Annotated in this window: 24 protein-coding genes and 2 tRNA genes; 9 read left to right on the top strand and 17 right to left on the bottom strand. The window is 71.2% G+C overall.

The features are described from left to right. The 3 genes from ACFWE1_RS01100 to ACFWE1_RS01090 form a co-directional block, all read left to right on the top strand. Positions 1-2,332 (top strand): choice-of-anchor D domain-containing protein (locus tag ACFWE1_RS01100; RefSeq protein ID WP_376931723.1); only part of this gene is annotated, 2,332 nt, incomplete at its 5' end. Between the two features lie 96 nt (positions 2,333-2,428). Further along, the gene (locus tag ACFWE1_RS01095; protein WP_376931722.1) at positions 2,429-2,920 is read left to right on the top strand and encodes a cytosine permease; all 492 of its coding nucleotides are present in this window, start codon (positions 2,429-2,431) and stop codon (positions 2,918-2,920) included. Beyond that, on the top strand, positions 2,917-3,858 hold the full coding sequence (locus tag ACFWE1_RS01090) for a PfkB family carbohydrate kinase (protein ID WP_376931721.1): 942 nt from the start codon (positions 2,917-2,919) through the stop codon (positions 3,856-3,858). Before ACFWE1_RS01095 ends, ACFWE1_RS01090 begins: the two co-directional genes overlap by 4 nt. Before the next feature lie 88 nt (positions 3,859-3,946). Here the strand turns inward: ACFWE1_RS01090 and ACFWE1_RS01085 are convergent. The 4 genes from ACFWE1_RS01085 to ACFWE1_RS01070 form a co-directional block, all read right to left on the bottom strand. Then, a tRNA-His gene (locus ACFWE1_RS01085) sits at positions 3,947-4,022 on the bottom strand. Between the two features lie 39 nt (positions 4,023-4,061). Further along, positions 4,062-4,685 (bottom strand): oligoribonuclease, encoded by a 624-nt coding sequence (gene orn / locus ACFWE1_RS01080; protein WP_376931720.1) that lies wholly within the window; start codon positions 4,683-4,685, stop codon positions 4,062-4,064. A 64-nt stretch (positions 4,686-4,749) separates the two neighbouring features. Continuing rightward, positions 4,750-4,822, bottom strand: a tRNA-Arg gene (locus ACFWE1_RS01075). Between the two features lie 40 nt (positions 4,823-4,862). Next, a complete protein-coding gene (locus ACFWE1_RS01070; RefSeq protein ID WP_376931719.1) occupies positions 4,863-6,083 on the bottom strand; it encodes a cation:proton antiporter in 1,221 nt (406 codons plus the stop codon). Between the two features lie 125 nt (positions 6,084-6,208). Here ACFWE1_RS01070 and nadE point away from each other — a divergent pair, with 125 nt between their 5' ends. Further along, positions 6,209-7,030, top strand: coding sequence for an ammonia-dependent NAD(+) synthetase (nadE, locus tag ACFWE1_RS01065; protein WP_376931718.1), 822 nt, complete (start codon positions 6,209-6,211; stop codon positions 7,028-7,030). 133 nt (positions 7,031-7,163) lie between these two features. Here the strand turns inward: nadE and ACFWE1_RS01060 are convergent, their stop codons facing one another. Then, positions 7,164-7,844, bottom strand: coding sequence for a hypothetical protein (locus ACFWE1_RS01060; RefSeq protein ID WP_376931717.1), 681 nt, complete (start codon positions 7,842-7,844; stop codon positions 7,164-7,166). An 81-nt stretch (positions 7,845-7,925) separates the two neighbouring features. Further along, positions 7,926-8,171 (bottom strand): hypothetical protein, encoded by a 246-nt coding sequence (locus ACFWE1_RS01055; RefSeq protein ID WP_376931716.1) that lies wholly within the window; start codon positions 8,169-8,171, stop codon positions 7,926-7,928. A 262-nt stretch (positions 8,172-8,433) separates the two neighbouring features. Here ACFWE1_RS01055 and ACFWE1_RS01050 point away from each other — a divergent pair, with 262 nt between their 5' ends. Genes ACFWE1_RS01050 through ACFWE1_RS01035 form a run of 4 tightly spaced genes read left to right on the top strand, consistent with a single transcriptional unit; the run spans position 8,434 to position 11,663 of the window. Further along, on the top strand, positions 8,434-8,964 hold the full coding sequence (locus ACFWE1_RS01050; protein WP_376931715.1) for a single-stranded DNA-binding protein: 531 nt from the start codon (positions 8,434-8,436) through the stop codon (positions 8,962-8,964). Between the two features lie 44 nt (positions 8,965-9,008). After that, on the top strand, positions 9,009-9,494 hold the full coding sequence (locus ACFWE1_RS01045; RefSeq protein ID WP_376931714.1) for a DUF6993 domain-containing protein: 486 nt from the start codon (positions 9,009-9,011) through the stop codon (positions 9,492-9,494). A gap of 5 nt (positions 9,495-9,499) precedes the next feature. Then, positions 9,500-11,182 carry an energy-dependent translational throttle protein EttA gene (gene ettA / locus ACFWE1_RS01040; RefSeq protein ID WP_376931713.1) on the top strand — a complete coding sequence of 561 codons (1,683 nt, stop codon included), beginning with the start codon at positions 9,500-9,502 and terminating at the stop codon, positions 11,180-11,182. A gap of 1 nt (position 11,183) precedes the next feature. Further along, positions 11,184-11,663, top strand: a complete 480-nt coding sequence (locus tag ACFWE1_RS01035) for an acyl-CoA thioesterase (protein ID WP_376931712.1) — start codon at positions 11,184-11,186, stop codon at positions 11,661-11,663. Between the two features lie 15 nt (positions 11,664-11,678). Here ACFWE1_RS01035 and ACFWE1_RS01030 read toward each other — a convergent pair whose 3' ends face one another. The 3 genes from ACFWE1_RS01030 to ACFWE1_RS01020 all read right to left on the bottom strand — a co-directional run bounded on the left by ACFWE1_RS01030 (position 11,679) and on the right by ACFWE1_RS01020 (position 13,715). Beyond that, positions 11,679-12,167, bottom strand: coding sequence for a hypothetical protein (locus ACFWE1_RS01030; protein WP_376931711.1), 489 nt, complete (start codon positions 12,165-12,167; stop codon positions 11,679-11,681). Between the two features lie 5 nt (positions 12,168-12,172). After that, positions 12,173-12,658, bottom strand: a complete 486-nt coding sequence (locus ACFWE1_RS01025; protein ID WP_376931710.1) for a ubiquinol-cytochrome c reductase iron-sulfur subunit — start codon at positions 12,656-12,658, stop codon at positions 12,173-12,175. A 175-nt stretch (positions 12,659-12,833) separates the two neighbouring features. Next, complete coding sequence (locus ACFWE1_RS01020) at positions 12,834-13,715, bottom strand: acyl-CoA thioesterase (RefSeq protein ID WP_376931709.1); 882 nt, start codon at positions 13,713-13,715, stop codon at positions 12,834-12,836. 90 nt (positions 13,716-13,805) lie between these two features. Here ACFWE1_RS01020 and ACFWE1_RS01015 point away from each other — a divergent pair, with 90 nt between their 5' ends. Then, positions 13,806-14,486 carry a hypothetical protein gene (locus ACFWE1_RS01015; RefSeq protein WP_376931708.1) on the top strand — a complete coding sequence of 227 codons (681 nt, stop codon included), beginning with the start codon at positions 13,806-13,808 and terminating at the stop codon, positions 14,484-14,486. 7 nt (positions 14,487-14,493) lie between these two features. Here the strand turns inward: ACFWE1_RS01015 and ACFWE1_RS01010 are convergent, their stop codons facing one another. From ACFWE1_RS01010 to ACFWE1_RS00975, 8 genes are all read right to left on the bottom strand, one after another. Beyond that, on the bottom strand, positions 14,494-16,152 hold the full coding sequence (locus ACFWE1_RS01010; protein ID WP_376931707.1) for an FAD-binding dehydrogenase: 1,659 nt from the start codon (positions 16,150-16,152) through the stop codon (positions 14,494-14,496). 40 nt (positions 16,153-16,192) lie between these two features. Next, positions 16,193-16,600, bottom strand: coding sequence for a globin (locus ACFWE1_RS01005; protein WP_376933047.1), 408 nt, complete (start codon positions 16,598-16,600; stop codon positions 16,193-16,195). A 44-nt stretch (positions 16,601-16,644) separates the two neighbouring features. Continuing rightward, positions 16,645-17,748 (bottom strand): mechanosensitive ion channel family protein, encoded by a 1,104-nt coding sequence (locus ACFWE1_RS01000; RefSeq protein ID WP_376931706.1) that lies wholly within the window; start codon positions 17,746-17,748, stop codon positions 16,645-16,647. 22 nt (positions 17,749-17,770) lie between these two features. Further along, a complete protein-coding gene (gene pepN / locus ACFWE1_RS00995) occupies positions 17,771-20,338 on the bottom strand; it encodes an aminopeptidase N (protein ID WP_376931705.1) in 2,568 nt (855 codons plus the stop codon). An 82-nt stretch (positions 20,339-20,420) separates the two neighbouring features. Beyond that, positions 20,421-21,128: a response regulator gene (locus ACFWE1_RS00990; protein WP_376931704.1), complete on the bottom strand. Its 708-nt coding sequence runs from the start codon at positions 21,126-21,128 to the stop codon at positions 20,421-20,423. Next, complete coding sequence (locus ACFWE1_RS00985) at positions 21,125-22,444, bottom strand: sensor histidine kinase (protein ID WP_376931703.1); 1,320 nt, start codon at positions 22,442-22,444, stop codon at positions 21,125-21,127. The genes ACFWE1_RS00990 and ACFWE1_RS00985 overlap by 4 nt, the downstream gene beginning before the upstream one ends. A gap of 10 nt (positions 22,445-22,454) precedes the next feature. Beyond that, on the bottom strand, positions 22,455-23,315 hold the full coding sequence (locus ACFWE1_RS00980) for an ABC transporter permease subunit (RefSeq protein ID WP_376931702.1): 861 nt from the start codon (positions 23,313-23,315) through the stop codon (positions 22,455-22,457). Then, entirely contained in the window at positions 23,312-24,223 is a 912-nt protein-coding gene (locus ACFWE1_RS00975; protein ID WP_376931701.1) for an ABC transporter ATP-binding protein, read from the bottom strand. The genes ACFWE1_RS00980 and ACFWE1_RS00975 overlap by 4 nt, the downstream gene beginning before the upstream one ends. Positions 24,224-24,380: the final 157 nt, after the last annotated feature.

Below are 24,380 nucleotides of genomic sequence, written 5' to 3'. Positions count from 1 at the left end.
CATCACGAACTCTGCCACCGCCTCGGGCACGCCGCCGAACGGCGCCGACCCCGTCGGCTCCGACCCTTCGGAGGCGGAGGTCACCGCTGATCCGGCGCCGGCGATCGAGCTGACGAAGTCGGCGGATCGTACGGAGCTCGTCGCGGGGCAGACGATCACGTACACGTTCACGGTGGAGAACACCGGCAACGTGACGCTGACGGAGATCGTGGTGAACGAGGGGGAGTTCTCTGGCTCGGGCACGATGTCCGCGGTGAGCTGCGATCCGACCACGCTCGCGCCGGGCGACACGGTCGACTGCACCGCGACGTACGAGGTGACGCAGGCCGATGTCGACCGCGGGCAGATCCGGAACACCGCGACGGCGTCGGGGACGCCGCCGAACGGTGGCGACCCGGTGTCGTCGGAACCGTCCGAGGCTCGCGTTCCAGCAGATCCGGCGCCGGCGATCTCGCTCGTGAAGTCGGCGGAGCCGGCGACGTACGAGGTGGGCGACACGATCACGTATACCTTCGCGGTGGAGAACACGGGCAACGTGACGCTGACGGAGATCGTGGTGAACGAGGGCGACTTCTCCGGCTCGGGGGCGATGTCGGGGATCGTCTGTGAGGACGGTGCGGCCTCGCTCGCGCCGGGCGACACGGTGAACTGCACCGCGACGTACGAGGCGACGCAGGCGGATGTCGACCGCGGCTCGATCACGAACTCTGCCACCGCCTCGGGCACGCCGCCGAACGGCGCCGACCCCGTCGGCTCCGACCCTTCGGAGGCGGAGGTCACCGCTGATCCGGCACCGGCGATCGAGCTGACGAAGTCGGCGGACCGCACCGAGCTCGTCGCAGGCGAGACGATCACGTACTCCTTCGCGGTCGAGAACACCGGCAATGTCACGCTCACCGACCTCGTCATCGACGAGGGGACGTTCTCCGGCTCGGGGACCATGTCCGAGATCGTGTGCGACCCCACGACGCTCGCGCCGGGCGACACCGTCGTCTGCACCGCCAGCTACGAAGTGACGCAGGCGGACGTCGACCGCGGTGAACTCACCAACAGCGCGACCGCGACCGGCGTTCCGCCGAACGGCGGCGACCCGGTCTCGTCCGAGCCGTCCACGGTCAGACTGCCGCAGGACCCGGCGCCGGGCATCTCGCTCCAGAAGTCGGCGAGCACCGATGAACTCGTTGTCGGCAGCGTCGTCACGTACACCTTCGAGGTGCGCAATACCGGCAACGTGACGCTCATCGACGTCGTCGTGAACGAGGGGGAGTTCAGCGGCTCGGGATCGATGTCCGAGATCCGCTGCGGCGAGGCGGCCCGTTCGCTGGTCCCCGGGGCGCTCGTCGAGTGCACGGCGCGCTACGAAGTCACCCAAGCGGACGTCGACCGAGGGTCGATCACCAACACGGCGACCGCGACCGGCACACCGCCGGGCGGAGGAGAGCCGGTCGGCTCAGAACCTTCGAGCGCCGAGCTGACGATCGACCCGGCTCCCGGGATCTCGCTCGTGAAGTCCGCCGACCGGACCGAGCTCGTCGCCGGCGAGACCCTCACCTACCGATTCGTCGTCACGAACACCGGGAACGTCACGCTCGCCGATGTCGTCGTCGCCGAGGGCGAGTTCACCGGGGCCGGGGAGCTGTCCGCGGTGTCGTGCCCCGACGCAGCTGCGTCACTCGCGCCGGGCGATGAGGTAACCTGCACCGCGACATACACCGTGACGCAGACGGACGTGGAGCGCGGCACGGTCGAGAACACGGCGATCGCATCGGGCACGCCGCCGAACAGTGCACAACCGGTCGAGTCGGCCCCCTCGGCGACGCGCGTGCCGCAGACACCGGAACCGGGGCTCACCCTGACCAAGACCGCCGACACCGAGCAGGTGAGCGCGCCGGGGCAGGTCATCGTCTATTCCTTCCACCTCACCAACACCGGGAACGTAGCCTTGCATGACCTCATGGTGGACGAGAGCGCCTTCGAGGGCAGGGGAGTGCTGTCGGACGTGACGTGCCCGAGCGACGCGTCCGAGCTGCTGCCCGGGCAATCCAGCACCTGCACCGCCAGATACGAGGTGGTCGCGGCGGACCTCACCGGAGACGAGCTCGAGAACGTCGCGACCGCGCAAGGCGTGCCGCCGGAGGGGGACCCGGTCCGATCCGAACCGTCCGTCGTCTCGGTGCGGACCGAAGCCCCGAGCAGCGGGTCGAAGCCGGGCCCCGGCCTGCCCACGACTGGAATCGAGCTCTCGACAGGCCTGGGGTTCGTGGCGCTCCTGCTGCTCGGCGGCGTCGTGTTCCTCGTGCTCCGTCGCCGGGGCTCCACGTCCGGCGAGTGAGTGTCGGCCGGACTCGGAGTGCGGGCGGGGACTGACACTCGGCACCGCGCTCCGCAGCATGTGCAGGTCTGTACAAGTTCATTCATGGAGGACCAGATGCACGCCACGTACCAGCGTGTCGCTCCCGTCATCGCGCGACGCATCCGTGACGGGGGACTCGCCGCGAACATCTCGATTCTCGGCATCCCGCTCGGCGCCACTCTGCTCGCCCTGGGACTGAACCTCTGGAAGGCACTGCTCGTGGCGGTCATCGGAGCATTCGGCTCGTTCGCGATCGTGGGAGCCGTCTCGATCGCCGGTCGTCGAGGCGGTGCGCCCAGCCTCACGTGCGGCCGCCCCGTGTTCGGAGTGGAGTGGCGGGCACTCGGTTCCTGGATCGTGGCCGCAGCGATCGGCTACCTCTTTACCCGGGCGCAGGTCTCGGCGGACGAGGTGTGGTTCACCGGTGCGCTTTACGACACCTGGATCGGTGAGAACGGCCTCGGCTGGGTCGTCGTCTTCGTGCTCGCGGGGCTCCTCTACTTGGGACTCGGCGCGGGCGGCTCGCGATCAGCGGTTGCGGACGCGAAGCGGGGCGGACGCGCATGACCGGTCGCGTCATCCACACCGGGCAGGCCGTCGTCGACCTGGTGATGAACGTTCCTGCGATGCCGCACGCTGGGGAAGACGTATTCGCCACCTCGCACGAGTTCACGCCCGGCGGCGGCTTCAACGTGATGGCGGCGGCCAGCCGCGACGGGGCAGCCGTCGTCTATCCGGGCGGACACGGGACGGGACGATTCGGCGAACTCGTCCGGCACGCGATGGCGGCGGAGGGCGTCGCCGTCACGCAACCGGTCACCGGCGGCATGGACACCGGGTTCAGCGTCGCGATCGTCGATGCCTCGGCGGAGCGGACCTTCGTCTCGACCCTCGGCGCGGAGCAGTTCCTGAGTCGGGCGGACCTCGACGGCACCGACCCCCGCGACGGCGATGTGGTCTCGGTGAGCGGGTATTCGCTCTACCACGCCGGCAACGCGGAAGTGATCCTCGATTGGGTGGGATCGCTCCCGGACGGCGTCGCGGTGGTGGTCGACCCGTCGCCGATGATCGACGACATCCCCATCGCTCGACTGCACCGCGCGATCGACCACGCCACCGTCTGGACCACGAACGAAGCGGAGGCACGCCTGCTGGCGGCGCGTCTCGGCCTGCGGGAGACGAGCGAGCTCGCGGTGCTCTGCCGGTCGATCGCCGTCGCGACCGGCGTGACGGTCATCCTCCGCGCGAACCGGCGCGGCGCGTACGTCTCGGCGGCGACCGGGGAGATCGTCCAGGTCGCCCCGTTCCCCGTGGATGCCGTGGATACGAACGGAGCCGGCGACGCCCACACCGGCGTGCTCTGCGCCGGACTCGCGCAGGGCCGTGAGCTCGTCGACTCGGTGCGACGCGCCAACGCCGCCGCCGCCATCGCCGTGACGCGGAGGGGCCCCGCCACGTCGCCGACGCGTGCGGAGATCGATGCGCTCGTCGGACGTCGCAGCTGATCCGCCGGAGCGCTCGGACGTCGTGAACGGACGAGGGCGACCTCGGCAGCGGAGCTGATGCTCCCGCCGAGGTCGCCCTCGTCGGTATTGGGGTGAGTAACGGGGCTTGAACCCGCGACCTCCTGGACCACAACCAGGCGCTCTACCAACTGAGCTATACCCACCATGCGCCACCGCGAAATGCGGGAGGCAACTCCACGAGCTTACACCACGTCGGGGGTGAACTCGTTCACGACCGCGGCCGAGATCGCCTGCAGTTCCTGGCTCGTGGGGCCCGGGTCGGCGACGAAGACGGCCTGGCGGTAGTAGCGCAGTTCGAGGATCGATTCGAGGATGTCGGCGAGCGCGCGATGCCCGCCGTGCTTGGCCGGCGCGTTGAAGTACGCGCGGGGGAACCAGCGCTTCGCGAGCTCCTTGATGGAGGAGACGTCGACGTTGCGATAGTGCAGGTGGGCGTCGAGCCGCGGCATGAACTTCGTGAGGAATGCGCGGTCGGTGCCGATCGAGTTGCCCGCGAGCGGGGCCTTCTGCTCCTCCGGGACGTGCTGGAGCACGTACTCGAGCACCTGGTACTCGGCGTCGGCGAGCGAGACGCCGCTCGGGATCTCTTCGATGAGACCCGACTCGGTGTGCATCGCGCGCACGAAGTCGTTCATGTGCTCCAGCGCGCTCGCGTCGGGCTTGATGACGATGCTGATGCCGTCGTCGACGGGGTTCAGCTCGTAATCGGTGATGACGACGGCGATCTCGACCAGTTCGTCGACCTCGAGGTCGAGTCCGGTCATCTCGCAGTCGATCCACACCAGTCGGTCGCTCGCACTTGCCATGCGGCGAGTCTACCGGCGAGCGGGGCGCGGGCCGGAAGCCGGCGCAGGGGCCGGTTTACCGGCGTCCCCCCGGAGAGATTCGAACTCCCGACCAAGTGGGTAGAAGCCACCTGCTCTGTCCACTGAGCTACGGGGGGCCGGCGTGACCGCCGAACACAGCATAGCGACCCGGGCGCCTCACCCCTCCGTCGGCACGTCGAGACGGTCGGGTCCGGGCGCGCTCGGCGCGTCCTGGGCGCGACGCCGGAGCGAGAGCGCGACGAGCGGGAAGACGAGCACGGAGAGCATGCCGGCGCCGACGAGCGCCGCGGCGGTGCCGCTCGGGAGCTCGCCGCGATCGACGCCGATCGCGGTCACGGCGACGATGATGGGCAGGCCGGTCGCGCCGAAGAGCAGGGTCGCGCCGCGATCGCGCCAGTCGCTGCCCTGGGGTGCGGCGAGCATGGAGGGGACGCCGCGGACCAGCAGCAGGAGCAGCACGAAGACGGGCAGCAGCAGCAGGTTGCGCGGGTCCGAGGTGAGGCCGGCGAGGTCGAAGGTCACGCCCGTGTTGATGAAGAAGATCGGCACGAGGAAGCCGTAGCCGATGGCTTCGAGCTTGCGCTCGATGAGTTCGGTGTCCGGCTCAGGTGCGCCGTTCAGCAGCAATCGGTAGAGCACTCCCGCCGCGAATGCGCCGAGCAGCATGTCGAGGTCGAGCACCGTGCTGAGCGCGACGAGGGCGGCCAGGATGAGCAGGACGAGCCGCACCGCGAACTGGCCGCTCGTGCGGAGCGTCGCGGCGATCACCCGGTGCAGGCGTCGACCGGCGCCGCTGGCGGCCGCCCAGATGGCGAGGCCGGTGATGACGGCGAACGCGAGCAGGACGAGGGTCGCGATGCCGGGCGCGCGGCCGCTGAGGAACAGGGAGATGGCGATGAGCGGGCCGAACTCGCCCACGGCGCCGATCGCGAGGACGCCGATGCCGAACGGGGTGCGCAGTTCGCCGGCATCGCGCAGTACGGGCATGATCGTGCCGAGTGCGGTCGAGGTCAGCGCGATGCCGATGAACGCGGCGGCCGGCAGCGTGGGGGCGAGGAGCGCGGCGATCCCGACGCCGGCGCAGAGCGACACGACCCACCCGATCGCCGCCCGGCTCAACGGGCGGCCCCGGATCGTGCGCAGATCGATCTCGTTGCCGGCCAGGAAGAACAGCATGGCGAGGCCGAAGTCCGCGAGCATGCCGGTGAAGTCGTCCGGTCGGATCCAGCCGAGCAGCGAGGGGCCGAGCACGAGCCCGAGCACGATCTCGAAGACGACGAGGGGGATCGCCACGAGCTTGCCGACGGCGCGGACGAGCAGCGGGGCGGCGACCGCGACGGCCGGGAAGAGTACGAGCGTGCCGATCGAAACGTCCATGGTTCCCCCCTTCGCCGCCGATCGCCCGGACCGGTGCATCCCGGCGCCGCGAGCGCTGCGCTGTCGCCGAGCGTAGCGCGGGGCCGCGTAGCACGGCCGAAACACGCGAGCGCTAGGGTCGAGGCATGCGAGCGATGCAGGCGACGATCATCGAAGAACTCCACGTCCGCCCCAGGATCGACGCGGCCGAGGAGGTCGCCGAGCGGGTGCGGTTCTTGCAGGACTATGTGCGCCGCGTCGGCGCCGCAGGCCTCGTGCTCGGCATCAGCGGTGGCCAGGACTCCACGCTCGCCGGGCGGCTCTGCCAGTTGGCGGTCGAGGGCCTGCGGGCAGAGGGGCTCGACGCGAGCTTCGTCGCCGTTCGCCTGCCGTATCGCGTGCAGCGCGACGAGGACGATGCGCAGCTCGCACTGGACTTCGTCCGTCCCGACGAGCGCGTGGTCTTCGACATCGGCCGAGGCGTCGACGGGGTCGACGAGGAGTACGCCGACGCGCTCGGGGTCGAGTTGAGCGACTTCGGCAAGGGCAACGTGAAGGCGCGGATGCGCATGATCGCGCAGTACGCCATCGCGGGGGAGCGGCGGATGCTGGTGGTCGGCACCGACCACGCCGCCGAGGCCGTGACGGGCTTCTTCACGAAGTTCGGCGACGGTGGCGCGGATCTGCTGCCGCTCACCGGGCTGACGAAGCGCCAGGGGCGGGCATTGCTCGAGGTGCTCGAGGCGCCGGAGCGTCTGTACCTCAAGGTGCCCACGGCGGATCTGCTCGACGACGACCCGGGGCAGTCCGACGAGGCGAATCTCGGGTTGAGCTACCAGGACCTCGACGACTACCTCGAGGGCGGCGACGTCGACGACGCGGTCGCCGAGCGCATCGAGGCCCGCTACCTTCAGACCCGGCACAAGCGAGAGACTCCGGCGTCCAAGTTCGACCGATGGTGGCGCTAGCCGGCGCCAGCGACCCGCGTCGAAGCGAGAGACGGAGGAAGCCCCGCCGGACCTGGTCGGTCCGGCGGGGCTTCCGCAATGGTGGGCGTCGAGCGTCGGCGCCCGAGCGTGCGTCACGCTGAGCGCGCGGCGCTCAGCGTGACGAGTCGCTGGAGGCGAGCGGGGTGGTCGGCGCGGTTTGCGGCGCCGACGGCTGCGTCGCGGTCGTCACCGGGAGGGTCCGGGCGTCGGCGACGGGGTCGGCGTCGCGGAAGCGCTCATGGTGCTGCGTCGCGACCCAGGCGTCCTGGTCGTCGAGCACGGACTGCTCCGGCTCCTGCCGCTGCGTGCGCCAGCGGTCGAGATCGTTCTGGAACTGTCGCTTGGTCCGCGAGGGACGGCGCTGCCACTCGAGCAGTCGGTCGCGGAACTCCGCCACCGCAGGGTCGAGCTGGTACCCGAACGTGGCCGAGGCGCGCTTCAGCTCATGCAGCTGATGCGCCGACCAGTTCGCGGCGACATCGGCGCCGCGGATCGGGAGAGTGCGCACGAGGATGTCGGCCTGCCCGACCGCGCGGTCGGCGAGCACCTGCTCCTGCGGGGTCAGCGAGTTCCACACGGATGCCTCGGTCGCCGCATCGACGAGCGCGGCGATCGCGGCCGTCTTCAGCTCGCGGTCGCGTTGGGCGACCACGCGCTTGACCGCCCCGCTCGCGATCCACGCGGCGAGCAGTCCTGCGGCGAGCACCGCGAGGAAGAGCACGGCGGCCGAGAAGATCGCGGGCCGCGAGGCGCTCGAGTCGAGCCAGGAGATGAGATCAGTCCACCACTGCATGAGCGCAGCGTAACCGCCGCCCCCGTGTGCGCCGGAACGTGCGCGCGGCGTGCCACGAAGCCGCACCGCCCGGCGGTCGGATCAGCGGAAGACCTCGGCTGCGTCACGGGGCGACCAGAACTCGCCGAGATCGATGCCCTGCCGGCCGCCCGGGAGGACTCGCCGAGAGCTAAAGCGCTCGACGCCGCCGATCTCGCGGCGGCGGATGTGGCCGAGCAGCGCCCCGTCGCTCGCCGCGACGCGCCAGAGATCGGGGGCGGCCGCGGCGAAGTTCAGACCGGGGATGCGGTCGGGAAACGGCTCACGGATCGAGATGGTCATGGACATGTCGCTCCTCTCGTTCGTGCAGCCGGCCCTGCGTCTGCTTCGACGGTACGGGCGACCACCGACATCCGTCCTGGGCGGGGCGCGTGCTCGTCCCCAACCGCGGGCGGCGGCCCGGCGTTCTCCACAGAAGTGTGGCCAGCACCCCGGCCACGGGTCGCCCCCGGGGAGGCTGAATCGCACGCGGCATCCGGGGCGATCCCGGCACGAGCGCTCCGGATGCCGCCAGGGCGCCGAGCCGCGGCGCCCGGAGAGCGAGGAGACCATGAACGAGGACAACATCGCCGTGACCGGAATCGTCGGCAGCGACCCCCGCACGTATGTGACCGCGAAGGGGGTGCCGATCGTGTCGTTCCGGCTCGCCTCTTCGCGACGTGTGTTCGACCGGGAGCGGGGCGAGTGGCACGATGGTGAGACCAATTGGTACACGGTGTCGGCGTTCCGTCGGCTGGCCGACCATGTCGGCTTCTCGGTGCGCAAGGGCGAGCACGTCGTCGTCACCGGGCGGCTGCGCATCCGCGCCTGGCAGACGGCTGAGCGTCAGGGCACCACGGCCGAGATCGACGCGGAGGCGATCGGTCACGACCTCAACTGGGCGATGACCCGGCCGCGGCGCATCCAGCCCGGCGTGAACGACGACGCGCAGCCGGACGCCGTGCGCGCCGAACCCGAGGCCGACGCAACCGAGCGCACCGACGAACTCGACGAGCTCGACGAGCTCGACGAGCTCGACGACGGGGCGAGCGAGGGGAACTTCGATGATGCCTTCCAGGCGCTCGCCGGACCGAGCACCTAGACTCGTGGGGTGCGGCGATCGCCGCCCCGGACGAGGAGCGAGCGATGCGACGGCGAGTGGGTCAGGCGACGGGTGCTGCGGCGCTCGCGTTCGCGACCTCGGTCCTCCTGGCCGGCTGCTTCGGCGGTGCCCCCGAGCCGAGCGACAGCGCTCGGCCGAGCCCTGACGCGAGCACGCCGCCGAGCACCGTCGCGCCGCTCGTGCTGCAGCCCGACGCTTCGGCCGAGGAGAACCTGCCGTTCTTCGATCAGGTGAACGCCGGCGTCGTCGCCGCGAACGCGGACGCCGGCGGGCGCGACTTCATCGACGCGCTCGTCGCCGCCGGCTTCGACAAGGCGGCGATGTCGGTGACGTCCGACCAGACGACCCTCGGCGAGCCCGCCGACTCGATCCAGTTCGCCGTCGCCTTCCAGGGCGCGTGCCTCGTCGGTCAGTACGGACCGAAGTCGGGCGGCTACCACGGGGCGGTGCGTCCCGTGCTCGGCAGCGGCGGATGCCTCATCGGACAGACCCGGCCCATAGACTGGTAGACGACATGGCTGAATACATTTACTCGATGGTGCGCGCCCGCAAGGCGGTCGGCGACAAGGTCATTCTCGACGACGTGACGATGGCGTTCCTCCCCGGGGCGAAGATCGGCGTCGTCGGCCCGAACGGCGCGGGAAAGTCCACGATCCTGAAGATCATGGCCGGACTCGACCAGCCCTCCAACGGCGAGGCTCGACTCACGCCCGGCTTCTCGGTCGGCATCCTCATGCAGGAGCCCGAGCTCGACGAAACGAAGACGGTGCTCGAGAACGTCCAGGAGGGCGTCGGCCCGATCAAGGGCAAGATCGACCGCTTCAACGAGATCTCGCTGCTGATGGCCGAGCCCGACGCCGACTTCGACGCCCTGCTCGCCGAGATGGGCACGCTGCAGGAGGAGATCGACGCGGCCGACGCGTGGGACCTCGACTCGCAGCTCGAGCAGGCGATGGACGCGCTGCGCTGCCCGCCGGGCGACGAGCAGGTCTCGGTGCTCTCCGGCGGTGAGAAGCGCCGTGTCGCCCTCTGCAAGCTGCTGCTGCAGAAGCCCGACCTGCTGCTCCTCGACGAGCCGACGAACCACCTCGACGCCGAGAGCGTGCTCTGGCTCGAGCAGCACCTGGCCAAGTACCCCGGCGCCGTGCTCGCCGTGACGCACGACCGGTACTTCCTCGACCACGTCGCGGAGTGGATCTGCGAGGTCGACCGCGGTCGCCTCTACCCGTACGAGGGCAACTACTCGACGTACCTCGAGAAGAAGGCCGAGCGCCTCGAGGTGCAGGGCAAGAAGGACCAGAAGCTCCAGAAGCGCCTGCGCGAGGAGCTCGACTGGGTCCGCTCCAACGCCAAGGGGCGTCAGGCGAAGTCGAAGGCGCGTCTCGCCCGCTACGAGGAGATGGCGGCCGAGGCCGAGCGCACGCGCAAGCTCGACTTCGAGGAGATCCAGATCCCGGCGGGTCCCCGCTTGGGCGACATCGTCCTCGAGGCCAAGAACCTGCAGAAGGGCTTCGGCGACCGCAAGCTGATCGACGGCCTGAGCTTCTCGCTGCCGCGCAACGGCATCGTGGGCATCATTGGCCCCAACGGCGTGGGCAAGACCACGCTCTTCAAGACGATCGTCGGCCTCGAGCCGCTCGACGGCGGCGACCTGAAGATCGGCGACACGGTCAAGATCTCCTACGTCGACCAGAGCCGCGGCGGCATCGACCCGAAGAAGACCCTGTGGGAGGTCGTCTCCGACGGGCTCGACTACATCCAGGTCGGCAAGACCGAGGTGCCGAGCCGCGCCTACGTCTCGACGTTCGGATTCAAGGGCCCCGACCAGCAGAAGCCGGCGGGCGTGCTCTCGGGCGGTGAGCGCAACCGACTGAATCTCGCGCTGACGCTCAAGCAGGGGGGCAACCTGCTCCTGCTCGACGAGCCGACCAACGACCTCGACGTCGAGACGCTGTCGAGCCTCGAGAACGCGCTGCTCGAGTTCCCCGGCTGCGCCGTGGTGATCACCCACGACCGGTGGTTCCTCGACCGCATCGCGACGCACATCCTCGCCTACGAGGGCACCGAGCAGGACCCGGCGAACTGGTACTGGTTCGAGGGCAACTTCGAGGCGTACGAGGCGAACAAGGTCGAGCGCCTGGGTGCCGACGCCGCGAAGCCGCACCGCTCCACCTACCGCAAGCTCACCCGCGACTGACATGCGGCTGCACGTCCCGACCCCGCTCCGCTGGAGCGACCTGGACGCGTACGGGCACGTCAACAACGCCCGGATGCTGAGCCTCCTCGAGGAGGCTCGCATCCAGGCGTTCTGGGTGAACGACGACGGCTCCGTCGAGCACGCCGTGGGCGCCTCCACGGCCGTGCTCGACGCGACGCCGGGTGCGACGACGGTCACGCTCATCGCGCGGCAGGAGGTCGAGTACCTCGCGCCGATCCCGTATCAGCGGCTCCCGCTCGATATCGAGCTCTGGATCGGCCACATGGGCGGGGCGAGTCTCGACGTCTGCTACGAGGTGTTCTCGCCGCTCGGGGTCGAGCCGCGCACGCTCTACACGCGGGCGTCGACGACGATCGTGCTCGTCGACGCCGCGAGCGAGCGCCCGCGGCGCATCACCGACGAGGAGCGCACCGCCTGGGAGCCGTATCTCGAAGCGCCGGTGGCGTTCCGGCGACGCTGAACACCCCGCCGCGCGTCACCGCTGCAGCGGATCCTCGCTGAAGCCGCCCTCCCAGTCGGCACGGCTGCCGGACTCGCCGATCGAGACGAGCGTCACCACCGTGCCCGTCCCGACGGCGAGGGCCGCGACCGCCAGCACGGCGGACACGGCGATCCGTGCTCCGCGTGCGGGCGCTCGCCGTTCGACGACCGCCCACACCGCCACCGCGAGCGCGACGCCGAGCAGCCCGACGAGCCACGGCACGATCGAATCGCCGCGTGCGGTGTGCTCCTGGATGAGCGGGGCGGGCGGAACCCGCAGCTCCAGCCACTTCCCGGCCTCGATGGTGACGAGCCCGAGCGGCAGCAACAGCGCGGTGCCGAGCAGCGTCGGCAGCCAGAGCGCTCGGCGCGCGCGCGGCCAGACCGCGAGCACGACGAGCAGCAGTGCGCACAGCGGGGTGAGCACGACGACCGCGTGCACGAGCAGCACGTGCAGCGGCAGGCCCGCGATCTCGTAGTTCACAGGACTCACCCGGAGACGACGACGCGGTCCCCGTCGATCTCGACCGGGATCGCGGCGAGCGGCTGCAAGGCCGGGCCCTGCAGCACGTCACCGGTGGCCGCATCGTACTTCGATCCGTGGCACGGGCAGTCGAACTCGGCCCCCGCCGCCGCGACCACGCACTGCTGGTGGGTGCAGATGGCGCTGAAGGCCATCACCGTCCCGGCAGTGGGCTGGGACACGAGGAGCGCCTCGCCGTCGACGGTCGCCGACACGCTCCCACCCACCGGGACGTCCGCGAGCTTCACCAGCTCGCTGCCCGGCGCCAGTGTGCTGCTGGACTCGCCGCCGCTGTTCGCGCCTCCGGAATCACCGGAGCCGCCGGTCGAACCGGAGCCGCCGGCCCCGCCGCCGGACGAACCACCGGTGGTGCAGGCCGCGAGCGCGAGTGCGCCGCCGGATCCGCCGAGCGCGATGAGCGCGCGTCGGCTGAGTCGAGTGGCATCGGACATCGGCGACCTCCTCGTCCCCGACCGCGACGGGTCGGTGAGCCGATTCTGCCGCAACTCGGCCAGTCGTGGAGGAATCCTCAGCGCGCGTCCAGCTCCGCGGCCCGTGCAGGCGGAGCAGTGCGGAGCGGGACCCGGCCGAGCGGTGCGCAGGTGGCCCGGGTCGAAGAAGCGCGGCTCAGTCGAAGGCGCCCGGGTCGGGCACGCGCACCATGCCCTCCTGGGCCACGCTCGCGACGAGCACCCCGTCGCGCGTGTAGATCCGGCCGAGCGACAGCCCTCGCCCGCCGGCCGCCGACGGCGACTCCTGCGTGTACAGCAGCCACTCGTCGACGCGCGCATCGCGATGCCACCACATGGCGTGATCGAGGCTCGCGATCTTCAGACCAGGAGTGGTCCAGGCGACGCCGTGCGCGCGGAGGATGGGCTCGAGGATCGAGTAGTCGCTCGCGTAGGCGAGTGCGGCGCGGTGCTGGTTCGGGTCGTCGGGCAGCCGGCCGAAGGCGCGCATCCAGACGGCCTGCCTGGGGACCCGCTCGCCCTCGACCTCGAGGTAGATGGGCGAGGGGACATGACGCATGTCGAACGCCCGCTCGCTGGCCCAGTACCGGGCGACGTCGTGGTCGACCTTGCCGAGGACATCGGCTGTAGACGGCAGGCTCTCGGGGTCCGGCAGATCCGCGGGCATCGCCAGCTGGTGCTCGAGCCCCTCGTCGCGGGTCTGGAAGGAGGCGATGAGCGAGAGGATCGGCTCGCCGTTCTGGAACGCGTGGGTGCGCCTCGTGGAGAACGAGCGACCGTCGTGCAGGCGGTCCACGGAGAAAGTGATGGGGTGCTCGACGTCGCCCGGGCGCAGGAAGTAGCCGTGCATGGAGTGGATGACCCGCTCCGGCTCGACCGTGTGCATCGCGGCCATGAGGGACTGAGCGAGCACCTGCCCGCCGAACACGCGGCCGAGCGGCATCCACTGCGACGGGCCGGTGAAGATGTCCTCGGTGGTGCGCGCGCCCGTGTTCGTGAGGTGGAGCGTGCTCAGCAGTCCGTCGATGGGTCCGTTCACCCGTGCCTCCAGCGAAAAGCTCCGATGCGCTCCGGATCGAGCGCGCGGCGCGGCCGTCCGGCCGCCGCCCCTTGGTAGTTTAGACAGGACATGGTTCAGCACTTCACGCTCGCCGACAGCCTGTCGCTCGGCGACCTGCACACGTATCTGCAGCGCGCCGCTCGCGTCGACGAGGGCTCGGTGCGGCTCATCGCCGGTTCCGGCATCCTCGCCGTCTACTCGGCGATCCTGTATCCCCGGGGCATCCTCGATGAGACCCCCACCGTGCTCGGCCTGCGCACCTTCGCGCTCGAGGAGACCGAGGACTTCGACATCGTCGTGCCGCTCCGATCGCTGACGGACCGCATCGCTCGGGCGAAGGCCGACGTCGACCCCGACGACCCGTCGCGGCCGGTGACCATGTCGCGCCCGCACGAAGTGAGCACGGTGACCTGGGCCGGCATCTCGCCGCCGCGCGGCGGGTGGCGCTCGATCGGCTCCACCGACGCCGCCACGCTCGAACGGGCGGCGCGCGCCGGCATCGACGAGGTCGCCGAGGCGATCCCCGACGGCACCGGCGAGCAGCTCGTGCAACGGGTCCGTTCCGAGGTGTGGGGCCGCGGGGTCGAGGGGCTCGAGTACGTTCCGGCGGGCGCCGCGTTCGCGAGCTTCAGCCTCGGCTTCCTCGGCGACGACGAGGTGTCGATGTTCGAGACCGGCCCCTGGACCAGGCTCTCGACGAAGCGCGGCCACGTGCTGGTGCGCCAGCGTCCCTGGTCGCTGAAGAGCTGACCGCGGTTCAGCCGGCCGCGATCGCGCGCCCGGCGGCCCGTCCGCTGAACAGGCAGCCGCCGAGGAAGGTGCCCTCGAGCGCGCGGTAGCCGTGCACGCCGCCCCCGCCGAAGCCCGCGGCCTCGCCGACCGCGTAGAGGCCGGGGACGGGGGCGCCGTCCGCGCCGAGCGCCCGGGAGGACAGATCGGTCTGGATGCCGCCGAGCGACTTGCGCGTGAGCAGGTGCAGCTTCACGGCGATGAGCGGACCGTTGGCCGGGTCGACGAAACGGTGCGGCGCCGCGACGCGGATCAGCTTGTCGCCGCGCGAGGCGCGGGCGCCTCGGACCGCCGCGAGCTGCGCGTCCTTGCCGAAGTCGTTCTCCAGCGCCCGGTCGTGCGCGAGCACCTCGCGGGCGATGTTCGCGGTGTCGAGCTCGACCTCGGGGGAGCGGCGGCGCATCTCGGCGAGGAGCTCGTCGAGCGTGTCGGCGACGATGAAGTCGGCGCCGTGCTCCTTGAAGGCCTCGACCGGGGCCGGCGCGCCGGAGCCGAGCCGCTGGGCGAGAAGTTTGAGGTCCTTGCCTGTGAGATCCGGGTTCTGTTCGCTGCCCGACAGCGCGAACTCCTTCTCGATGATCTTCTGCGTGAGCACGAACCAGGAGTGCCCGTAGCCGGTCGCGACGAGGTGCTCGAGCGTGCCGAGCGTGTCGAAGCCGGGGAAGAGCGGCGCGGGCAGCCGTGAGCCCGTCGCGTCGAACCAGAGCGAGGACGGACCGGGAAGGATGCGGATGCCGTGCTTCGGCCAGATCGGGTCCCAGTTCTGGATGCCCTCGACGTAATGCCACATGCGGTCGCCGTTCACCAGCCGGGCTCCGGCGTCCGCGGTGATCTGCAGCATGCGGCCGTCGACGTGGGCCGGGACGCCGGACAGCAGCTCGTCGGGCGGGGTGCCGAGGCGCTCGGGCCAGAACTGCCGCACGAGCTCGTGGTTGCCGCCGATGCCGCCGGAGGCGACGACGACGGCGGGCGCGCGGACCTCGAACTCGCCCACGACGTCGCGAGTGCTCGGCGCACCTCGTTCGGCGTCGTCGTCGGCGAGGACCGCGCCGCGCGCGCCGACGACGGCGCCGCCCTCGACGATCAGCTCGTCGACGCGGTGCCGGTGCCGGAACTCCACGAGGCCGGCCGCCTCACCGGCCTTCACTCGGGCGATGAAAGGGGCGAGCACGCCGGGCCCGGTGCCCCAGGTGATGTGGAAGCGGGGGACCGAGTTGCCGTGCCCGAGCGCACGACCGTCGCCGCGCTCCGCCCAGCCCACGACGGGGAAGAAGCGCACGCCCTTGCCGTGCAGCCAGTCGCGCTTCTCGCCGGCGGCGAACTCGAGGTAGGCCTCGGCCCAGCGGCGCCCCCACTCGTCCTCGTCGCGATCGAAGCCGGCCGTGCCGGCCCAGTCCTCGCTCGCGAGCTCGAGCGAATCGCGGATGCCCATCCGCCGCTGCTCGGGGGAGTCGACGAGGAAGAGGCCGCCGAAGGACCAGTGCGCCTGCCCGCCGAGGCTCGCGGCGGGCTCCTGGTCGAGGATCAGTACGCGGCGGCCGGCATCGACCAGCTCGGAGGCGGCGACCAGGCCGGAGAGGCCTGCGCCGACGATAATCGCGTCGGGGGTGCGTTCGGATGCTGCCACGTGGACTCCTTCGTCGCTTCGGGTGGTGGCGGTGCCGGGCTCAGTCGTCGAAGGTGTTCACCATCGCGAATGCGGCCCGCTGCAGATAATCCCACAGCGTGGCCTCGGCGAGGGGCGGCAGCTCGAGGGCGTCGACGGCGCGGCGCATGTGCGCCAGCCACCGGTCCCGGGCGTCGGGGTTGACCTTGAAGGGCAGGTGGCGCATCCGCAGCCGCGGGTGGCCGCGCTCCTCGCTGTACGTGCCCGGCCCGCCCCAGTACTGCTCGAGGAAGAGCTGCAGGCGCCGGGCGGCGGGCCCGAGGTCCTCCTCGGGGTACATGGGCTTCAGCACCGGGTCGTCCGCGACGCCGCGGTAGAACTCGGCGACGAGCCGTTCGAACGTCGGGCTGCCGCCGACCGAGTCGTAGAACGTCTGGCCGAGGCCCGGGCCGTGCTCGCTGCCGCGCAACTGCACGCCGGCGGGCGGCACCTTCGTCGGCTCGTTCGCGTCGCTCACAGCGTCGTCCCTTCGTCGTCGGCGGGACGTCGCTTCGCGGCGCGAGACGGCTTCGCCTTCGGGGTGTACGGCTCGGCGCCGGGGACGACGGCGTTCGGCGCCGTCCGGGGCGGTCGCGCGCCCTTCACCCGGGTGACGCTGTCGAAGCCGGCGAGCACCACCGAGTTCATGCTCGGCAGCTTCACGCCCATCTCGTCGAGCGAGTGCTTCAGGCGGACGCGCAGCTCACGGGCGACGTCGTCCTTCGAGGAGGTGCGCACCTTCATCACGATCCGGATGATGAGCGCCTCGGCGGAGATCGACTCGAGGCCCCAGATCTCGGGCTTCTCCAGGATGCGGCTGCGCCACTTGCTCGACTTCGCCATCTCGGTGGCCGTGCGCAGCATCTCGGCCTCGACGGCCTCGACGTCGGCGTCGTACGGCACCGCGAGGTCGAGGATGACGCGAGCCCAGCCCTGCGACATGTTGCCGACGCGGAGGATCTCGCCGTTGCGGACGAACCAGAGCGTGCCGTTCACGTCACGCACGGTGGTCACCCGGATGCGCACCTCCTCGACGATGCCCGTCGCCGGCCCCAGGTCGACGACGTCGCCGACGCCGAGCTGGTCCTCGACGACCATGAACAGGCCGTTCAGCGCGTCCTTGACGATGTTCTGTGCACCGAAGCCGAGGCCGGCGCCGATCGCGGCCGAGAGCAGGGCGAAGGAGCCGAGCAGGGTGTTGTCGATCGTGTTCACGATCATCAGCACGACGACGATGAAGAGCGTGACGTTGACGATGTTGCGGAGCACCGAGCCGAGCGTCCGCGTGCGCTGCACGAGCCGAACGGCGGCGAGCGGCGAGGCCTGCAGCGCCTGCGTGTCGGTGACATCCTGCTTCTTCTTGACCCCGGAAACGATCTGCTTCACGACGCGGTCGATGACGAAGTGCAGCACCCAGCGCGCCAACAGTGCGATCCCGACGATGAGCAGGATGGCGACGAGCTTGCCGACGATGGTGCCCCAGTGCTCCGACCAGAACGTCGCGATATCGGTCCAGAATCCGGGGTCGACGGGGGTGTCCTCACCGTCGACCGGGGGCGTTTCAGCGAACACGAGCATGATGGCCCGAGTCTAGTGAGCGCTACTGGGCATCGACGGTGAGGGACGCGGCGTCGCGCGCGCGGGCCGCGAGCGCGCGGTCCAGTTCGGCGAGCTTCTCCGTGACGAGGCGCGCGAGCGGCGCGGGCTCCGCATTCCGGGCCAGCCAGTCGCGGGCGAGCTCGGCGAGCTCGGCGTCGACGAGGGCGGCGGGGAACAGCCCGCGCACGATGATCGCGGCCATGTTGAAGCTCCGGCTCGCCCACACCTCCTGCAGCTCGTCGAAGTAGGCGGCCGCCGTCGGGGCGAGCAGTTCGGCGGGGCGGGCCCGGCGCCAGCCCTCGGCGATCGCCCGCGCGAGGTCGTTGGAGAGCGAGGCATCCCGCATGACCCGCTCCCACGCCGCCCGCTTGACCTCAGGGTCGGGGCGGGCGGCGCGGGCGGTCTCGGCGAGCTGACGCCCCTTCGCGGTGTCGTCCGCAGCCAGCGCGCGCTCGATCTCGTCGTCGCCCGCGACGCCGAGCGCGGACCGGGCGATGACGAGCTCCCAGCGCAGGTCGAGGTCGATCTCGAGCCCGGGCAGGGCGGTGCCGCCGTCGGCGAGGCCTGCGAGCAGCTCGGCGTGCGCAGAGCTGGACGCGACGCGGATGAACGCCTTCACGAGCTGCAGCTGCGCGTCCGAGCCGGCGTCGGCGAGCTCGGCGAGCGCCCAGATCGCGTCGCCGGCCTCGCCGGCGATCCGTTCGCGGTGCTCGTCGGCGAGGTACTGCGAGAGGGCGAGCTCGAGCCGGGCGAGGGCGAGCCCGCGCGCCGAGGACTGCGTCTCCCGCCCGATGTTCGAGAGCACGAGGCGCACGAACGCCGAGGCGGGCAGCTCGGCGTCGCGGACGGCGTCCCATGCGGAGCCGAGCACGACAGCGCGCGCGACGGGATCGTCGATCGCCGAGAGGTGGTCGACCGCCGTGGCGAAGGACTCGTCGTCGAGACGCACCTTCGCGTAGCTGAGGTCGTCGTCGTTCACGAGCAGCAGCGCGGGGCGGGCGAGTCCGACGAGCTCCGGCACTTCGGTCGCCGCCCCGTCGAGGTCGAGCTCGACGCGGTGCACGCGCACCAGCCGCTCGTCCTGGAGCTCGTACGCGCCGATCGCGATGCGGTGCGGACGCAGCGTCGGGTGCTCGGCGGCCGCGGTCTGCTCGATGCGCGCCGCCGTGATGCGGTCCGAGGCATCCACCTCGATCACCGCGCGCAGCGTGTTCACCCCCGCGGTCTCGAGCCAACGCGCGGACCAGTCGGCGAGATCGCGTCCGCTGGCCAGCTCGAGCTCCGCGAGGAGATCGGCCAGGGTCGCGTTGCCGCCGCCGTGCTTCGCGAGGTACGTGCCGACGCCCCGCTGGAACGCGTCGAGGCCGACCCACGCCACGAGCTGCTTCAGCACGGAGGCGCCCTTGTCGTAGGTGATGGCGTCGAAGTTCACCTCGACATCGGCGATGCTCGGAATCTCGGCGACGATCGGATGCGTCGACGGCAGCTGGTCCTGTTCGGCCGCGTGCGTCTTCTCGTCGCTCGCGAACGTCGCCCAGACGCCGGTGAACTCGGTCACCTGCGAGGTCGCGAGCGTCGACGCCCAGGTCGCGAACGACTCGTTCAGCCAGATGTCGTTCCACCAGCGCATCGTCACCGAGTTGCCGAACCACATGTGGCTGAGCTCGTGCAGCACGACGATGGCGCGCTGCTCGCGGCGGGCGTCGGACACCCGCGAGCGGAACAGGTAGGACTCGTTGAACGTCACCGCGCCGACGTTCTCCATCGCGCCCCAGTTGTACTCCGGCACGAAGATCTGGTCGTACTTGCCGTAGGGGTAGGCGACGCCGAAGGCCTCCTCGTAGAACGCGAGGCCGGCGGCGACCGTGCCGAACATCATCTCGGGGTCGGCGTACTCGGCGAGCGAGGCCCGCGTGAAGAGGCCGAGCGGCACCTCGCGTCCGTCGACGCTCGCCGCGCTGCCGTGCCAGCTCGCGTACGGGCCGGCGACGATGGCGACGATGTAGCTCGAGATGACGGGGCCGGTCTCGAAGCGCCAGACGGCGTTCGGCGTGCCCGCGACCGGTTCGGCCTCGGGGGAGGGCGCGTTGCTCAGCACCGACCAGTGCGCCGGGGCGCTGATCGTGAAGCGCACCGCGGCTTTGAGGTCGGGCTGGTCGAAGACGGCGTAGACGCGGTTCGCCTCCGCGACGGCGAACTCGGTGTAGAGGTACCGCTCGCCGTCGACCGGGTCGACGAAGCGGTGCAGTCCCTCGCCGGTCTTCGAGTAGGCGTTCGTGGACACGACGCGCAGCTCGTTCTGCTCGGCGAGCCCCTCGAGGCGGATGCGCACGCCGTCGCTGGCGACGGCCGGGTCGAGGGGGCGCCCGTTCAAGGAGAGCTCGTGGATCGTCAGGGTGTTCGCCTCGATGAACGTGGCGGCGCCGGCGACCGCGGTGAAGCGGGCGATCGTCTCGCTGCGGAACGTCTCGCCGTCGTCGGTGAGGTCGAGCACGACCTCGTAGCTCGGCGCGCCGACGATCGCGGCCCGCTCCTCGGCTTCGACGCGGGTGAGGTTGGCAGCAGGCATGGACGATCCCTTCGTAGCGATGGCGCCGGACCAGCCTAGCGAGCCGCCCCTGACCGTCGGGTGATCGCCGTGAGCCGTGGGATCAGTCGAGCAGCCCCTGCTCGTAGGCGAGGATCACGAGCTGCACCCGGTCGCGGGCGCCGAGCTTCTGCAGCACGCGGCCGACGTGGGTCTTCACCGTCGACTCGGAGAGGAAGAAGCGCTCGGCGAGCTCGGCGTTGTTCAGCCCCTCGGCGATGGCGAGGAGGATCTCGCGCTCGCGCGCGGTGAGCGCGTCGAAGCGGCCGGGATCCGCCCGCCGCGCCGTTCGCCGGCCCGTCGCGTCGTCCGCCGCGGGCAGCTCGGCGGCGAAGAGCTCGAGCATGCGCCGGGTCACCCGCGGCGAGAGGGTCGCCTCGCCGCTCGCGACGGTGCGGATCGCGGCGACGAGCTCCTGCGGTCGCACGTCCTTCAGCAGGAAGCCGCTCGCGCCCGAGCGGATCGCGGCGAAGGCGTACTCGTCGAGGTCGAAGGTGGTGAGCACGATGATGCGGACCTCGGGATGCCGCGCGCTGAGCTCGGCGGTCGCGGCGATGCCGTCCATGCCGGGCATTCGCACGTCCATGAGCAGCACGTCGACGGCGGTCTGGCGCACGAGCGAGAGCGCCTGCAGCCCGTCGCCCGCCTCGCCGACGACCTCGATGCCTGGCTCCGCGTCGAGCACGAGCCGGAAGCCGGTGCGGACGAGGGCCTGATCGTCGACGATCGCGACGCGCACGGGGGCGCTGGTGGGCAGGGCGGCGGTGGTCATTCGGTGGTCCCGTCTTCGCGTGGTTCGTGGGCGGCCTCGGTGGGGCACGGCTCGGCCGGGGCGACCGGCACCGTGGCCCGGAGTCGCCAGCCGCGAGGCCCGCGCGGCCCCGCGTCGAGCTCGCCGCCGTACAGGGCGATGCGCTCGCGCAGCCCGGCGAGTCCGCGCCCGGCACCGTGGGTGGCCGGAGCGTCGCCCAGCGGGGGCGGGGCATCGTCCTCGACGACGACCTCCACCTCGCCGGGCCGGTGCTCGAGGCGCACCTCGACGTGCTGGGCGTTCCTGCCGTGGCGGAGGGCGTTCGTGAGTCCCTCCTGCACGAGGCGGTAGATCGCGAGCCCGACAGCCGGGTCGGCTTCCGGCGCACCGCTCGTGGTGAGTCGGACCGGCATGCCCGCCTCGCGGAAGCCGTCGACCAGTTCCGGAATGGCCGACAGTCCCGGCTGCGGCGCGAGCTCGGCCGGCCCGCCGTCCGGCTCGCGGAGCACGCCGAGCATGCGGCGCATCTCGCCGAGGGCGCTGCGCCCCGTCTCGGCGACGGAGCGCATCGCCTCGGCGGCGCGCTCGGGGTCGCGGGCGGCCGTGGCGGCCGAGCCGTCGGCCAACGTCACCATGACGGTGAGTCCGTGCGAGACGATGTCGTGCAGCTCCCGGGCGATGCGGGCCCGTTCGGCGGCGGCCGCGAGCTGCGCCTGCTGGTCGCGCTCCCGTGCGAGGTCGTGGGCGCGGGCGATGAGCGCGAGGAGATAGCGCCGCCGGTTGCCGACCGTGACGCCGATGAGCGTGACGATGAGCATGATCGCCGCGTACTGCGAGGAGGTGGCGACCGGGCCGACGAACGTCGACGGGGCCACCCACGCCTCGAGGTAGGCGCTCAGCGTGGTCACCGCGACGGAGCCGCCGAAGCCGATCCACGCGGCCTTCGTCGAGCGGTACACCCCGAGCGCGTAGAGCGCGTAGAGGATCGGGAACCCGTCGCTCATGCCGAACGGCGCGACCACCAGGCAGACGAACCAGGCGATACCGGTCAGCAGCCACGGTCGGGTTCTGCGGAACAGCAGCACGGCCGCGCCGCCGATGGCGATGCCGACGAGCTGCAGCAGGGTCGCCACCAGGGGCGGGGTGGGCGACTCCGAGGCGATGACCATCGTGGCGATGAACGTCGGCACGACGTAGAGCGCGGCGAGGATCGAGTCGGTGAGCCGCGGGTGGCGGGCCCAGAACTGCCGGATGACGCCCGGGGGCTTCGGCAGACGGAGCTCACCCCCGACCGCCGGAGCAGGGCGGTCGGGGGTGAGCGGTGACGCGTCCGGCATAGGCAGGACTCTACGCGTCGCGGCGCTTCAGCAGCACGGCGGCGGCCGCGATCGAGACCGTGACCCAGCCGAGCACGACGAGCAGGCTCTGCCACGCGTTCGGCCCCGCGAGCGTCGCCGGGTCGGCGCCGATCGTCATGTACATGGTCATCCCGGACGTCGAGAGCAGGTACGGCAGGAGCTCGGACGCCCAATCGGCGGGAATGAGCCCGAACACCGTCGGCAGGAGCAGCAGCACCCCGAGCACCGCGGCGATTCCGCCGGCGCTCGATCGGATGACGGTGCCGATGCCGAGCGCGAAGACCGAGACCAGGGCGAGATAGAGAGCCGCCCCGCCCAGCACGAGGAGCACGTTCTCGGCGAACAGGGAAACCGGCGCTCCATGGCCAGCGAAGATCGCGGCGGCGATCCCGAACGCCGCGAGGTTGGTCACGAACGCCACGACGAACGTCGTGAGGAACAGCACGACGGCCTTTCCGGCGAGGGCGGGCAGGCGCTTCGGCACTGCGGAGAGGGTCGAGCGGATCATGCCGGTCGTGTACTCGCCGCTGATGACGAGCACGCCGAGCACGGCCACCACGAGCTGACCGAAGTAGGTGCCGAACACCGCGGACTGCAGGACCATGAGCGTCTGCTCGGCGCTCGGCAGGGTCGCCACGTCGGAGCCGCCCATCCCGCTCGCGAGGCTGAAGCCGAGGAGCACGGCCATGCCGAGCGAGATGAGGACGACGATGAGGTACGACCAGACGGTCGAGCGGAGGCTGCGGAGCTTGATCCACTCCGAGCGGAGGATGCCGCCGAAGCTCAGGCGGGCGGTGTGCGCGAGCCGGGGACCGCCCTGCACGTCACGGGGAGCTGTGGTCGTGGTCATCGGACGGCCTCCGTGCGGTACTCGACGGCGTCCGCGGTGAGGGCCAGGTAGGCCTCTTCGAGCGACGCGTGCTGCGGGGTGAGTTCATGGATGGCGAGGCCGTTGGCGGCCGCCAGGTCGCCGATGCCCGCCGCCTCGAGCCCGGTGACCTCGAGCAGGCCGGCCTCGGAGCGGATGATGACCACGTCGGGTGCCGCGAGCAGCTCGGCGAGCTTCGAGGCGTGCGGCGAACGCACCCGCACGCGCTGGCGGGTGCCGGCGGCGATGATCTCGCGGACGGGGGCGTCGGCGATGATCTCGCCGCGCCCGAGCACGATGAGGTGATCGGCGGTCTGCGCCATCTCGCTCATCAGGTGCGAGGAGAGGAAGACCGTGCGGCCCTCTCCGGCGAGGTGGCGGACGAGCTGGCGCACCCAGAGCACGCCCTCGGGATCGAGCCCGTTCACGGGTTCGTCGAGGATCAGCACCGAGGGATCTCCCAACATGGCCGCGGCGATGCCGAGACGCTGGCCCATGCCGAGCGAGAAGCCGCCGACGCGCTTGCGGGCGACGGACTCGAGACCCGTGAGCTCGATGACCTCGTGCACTCGGCGCTTCGCGATGCCGTGCGTCGCGGCCATCGCGAGGAGGTGATTCTCTGCCGTGCGCCCGGTGTGCACGGCCTTCGCGTCGAGCAGGGCGCCGACCTCGTGCAGGGGCGCGCGGTGCTCGGCGTAGGGCTTGTCGCCGACGGTGACGCGGCCCGTGTCGGGGCGGTCGAGGCCGACGATCATGCGCATGGTGGTCGACTTGCCGGCGCCGTTCGGGCCGAGGAAGCCCGTCACCTGCCCGGGGCGCACCTCGAACGACAGATCGTGGACGGCGGTCTTCGCGCCGTAGCGCTTGGTGAGCGCGGTTGCGGTGATCATGCCTTCGAGGCTACGGAGGGGCGCCCGCCCGGCGCATCGCCCTCCGGAATGGCAGACGGGCGGTGCGGTGGGGGGAGGGGGAGAGCAGACCCCCCTCGCCCCAGGCCCAGCGTGCTGGTCCACATGATTGCGCTTTCCCTTCAGTAAGGAGAACGGC

This window comes from Agromyces sp. NPDC060279, assembly GCF_042726785.1.
Taxonomy (GTDB): domain Bacteria; phylum Actinomycetota; class Actinomycetes; order Actinomycetales; family Microbacteriaceae; genus Agromyces.
The sequence above is the reverse complement of the archived record's forward strand: the minus strand, read 5'-3'. Positions and strand labels throughout refer to the sequence as shown.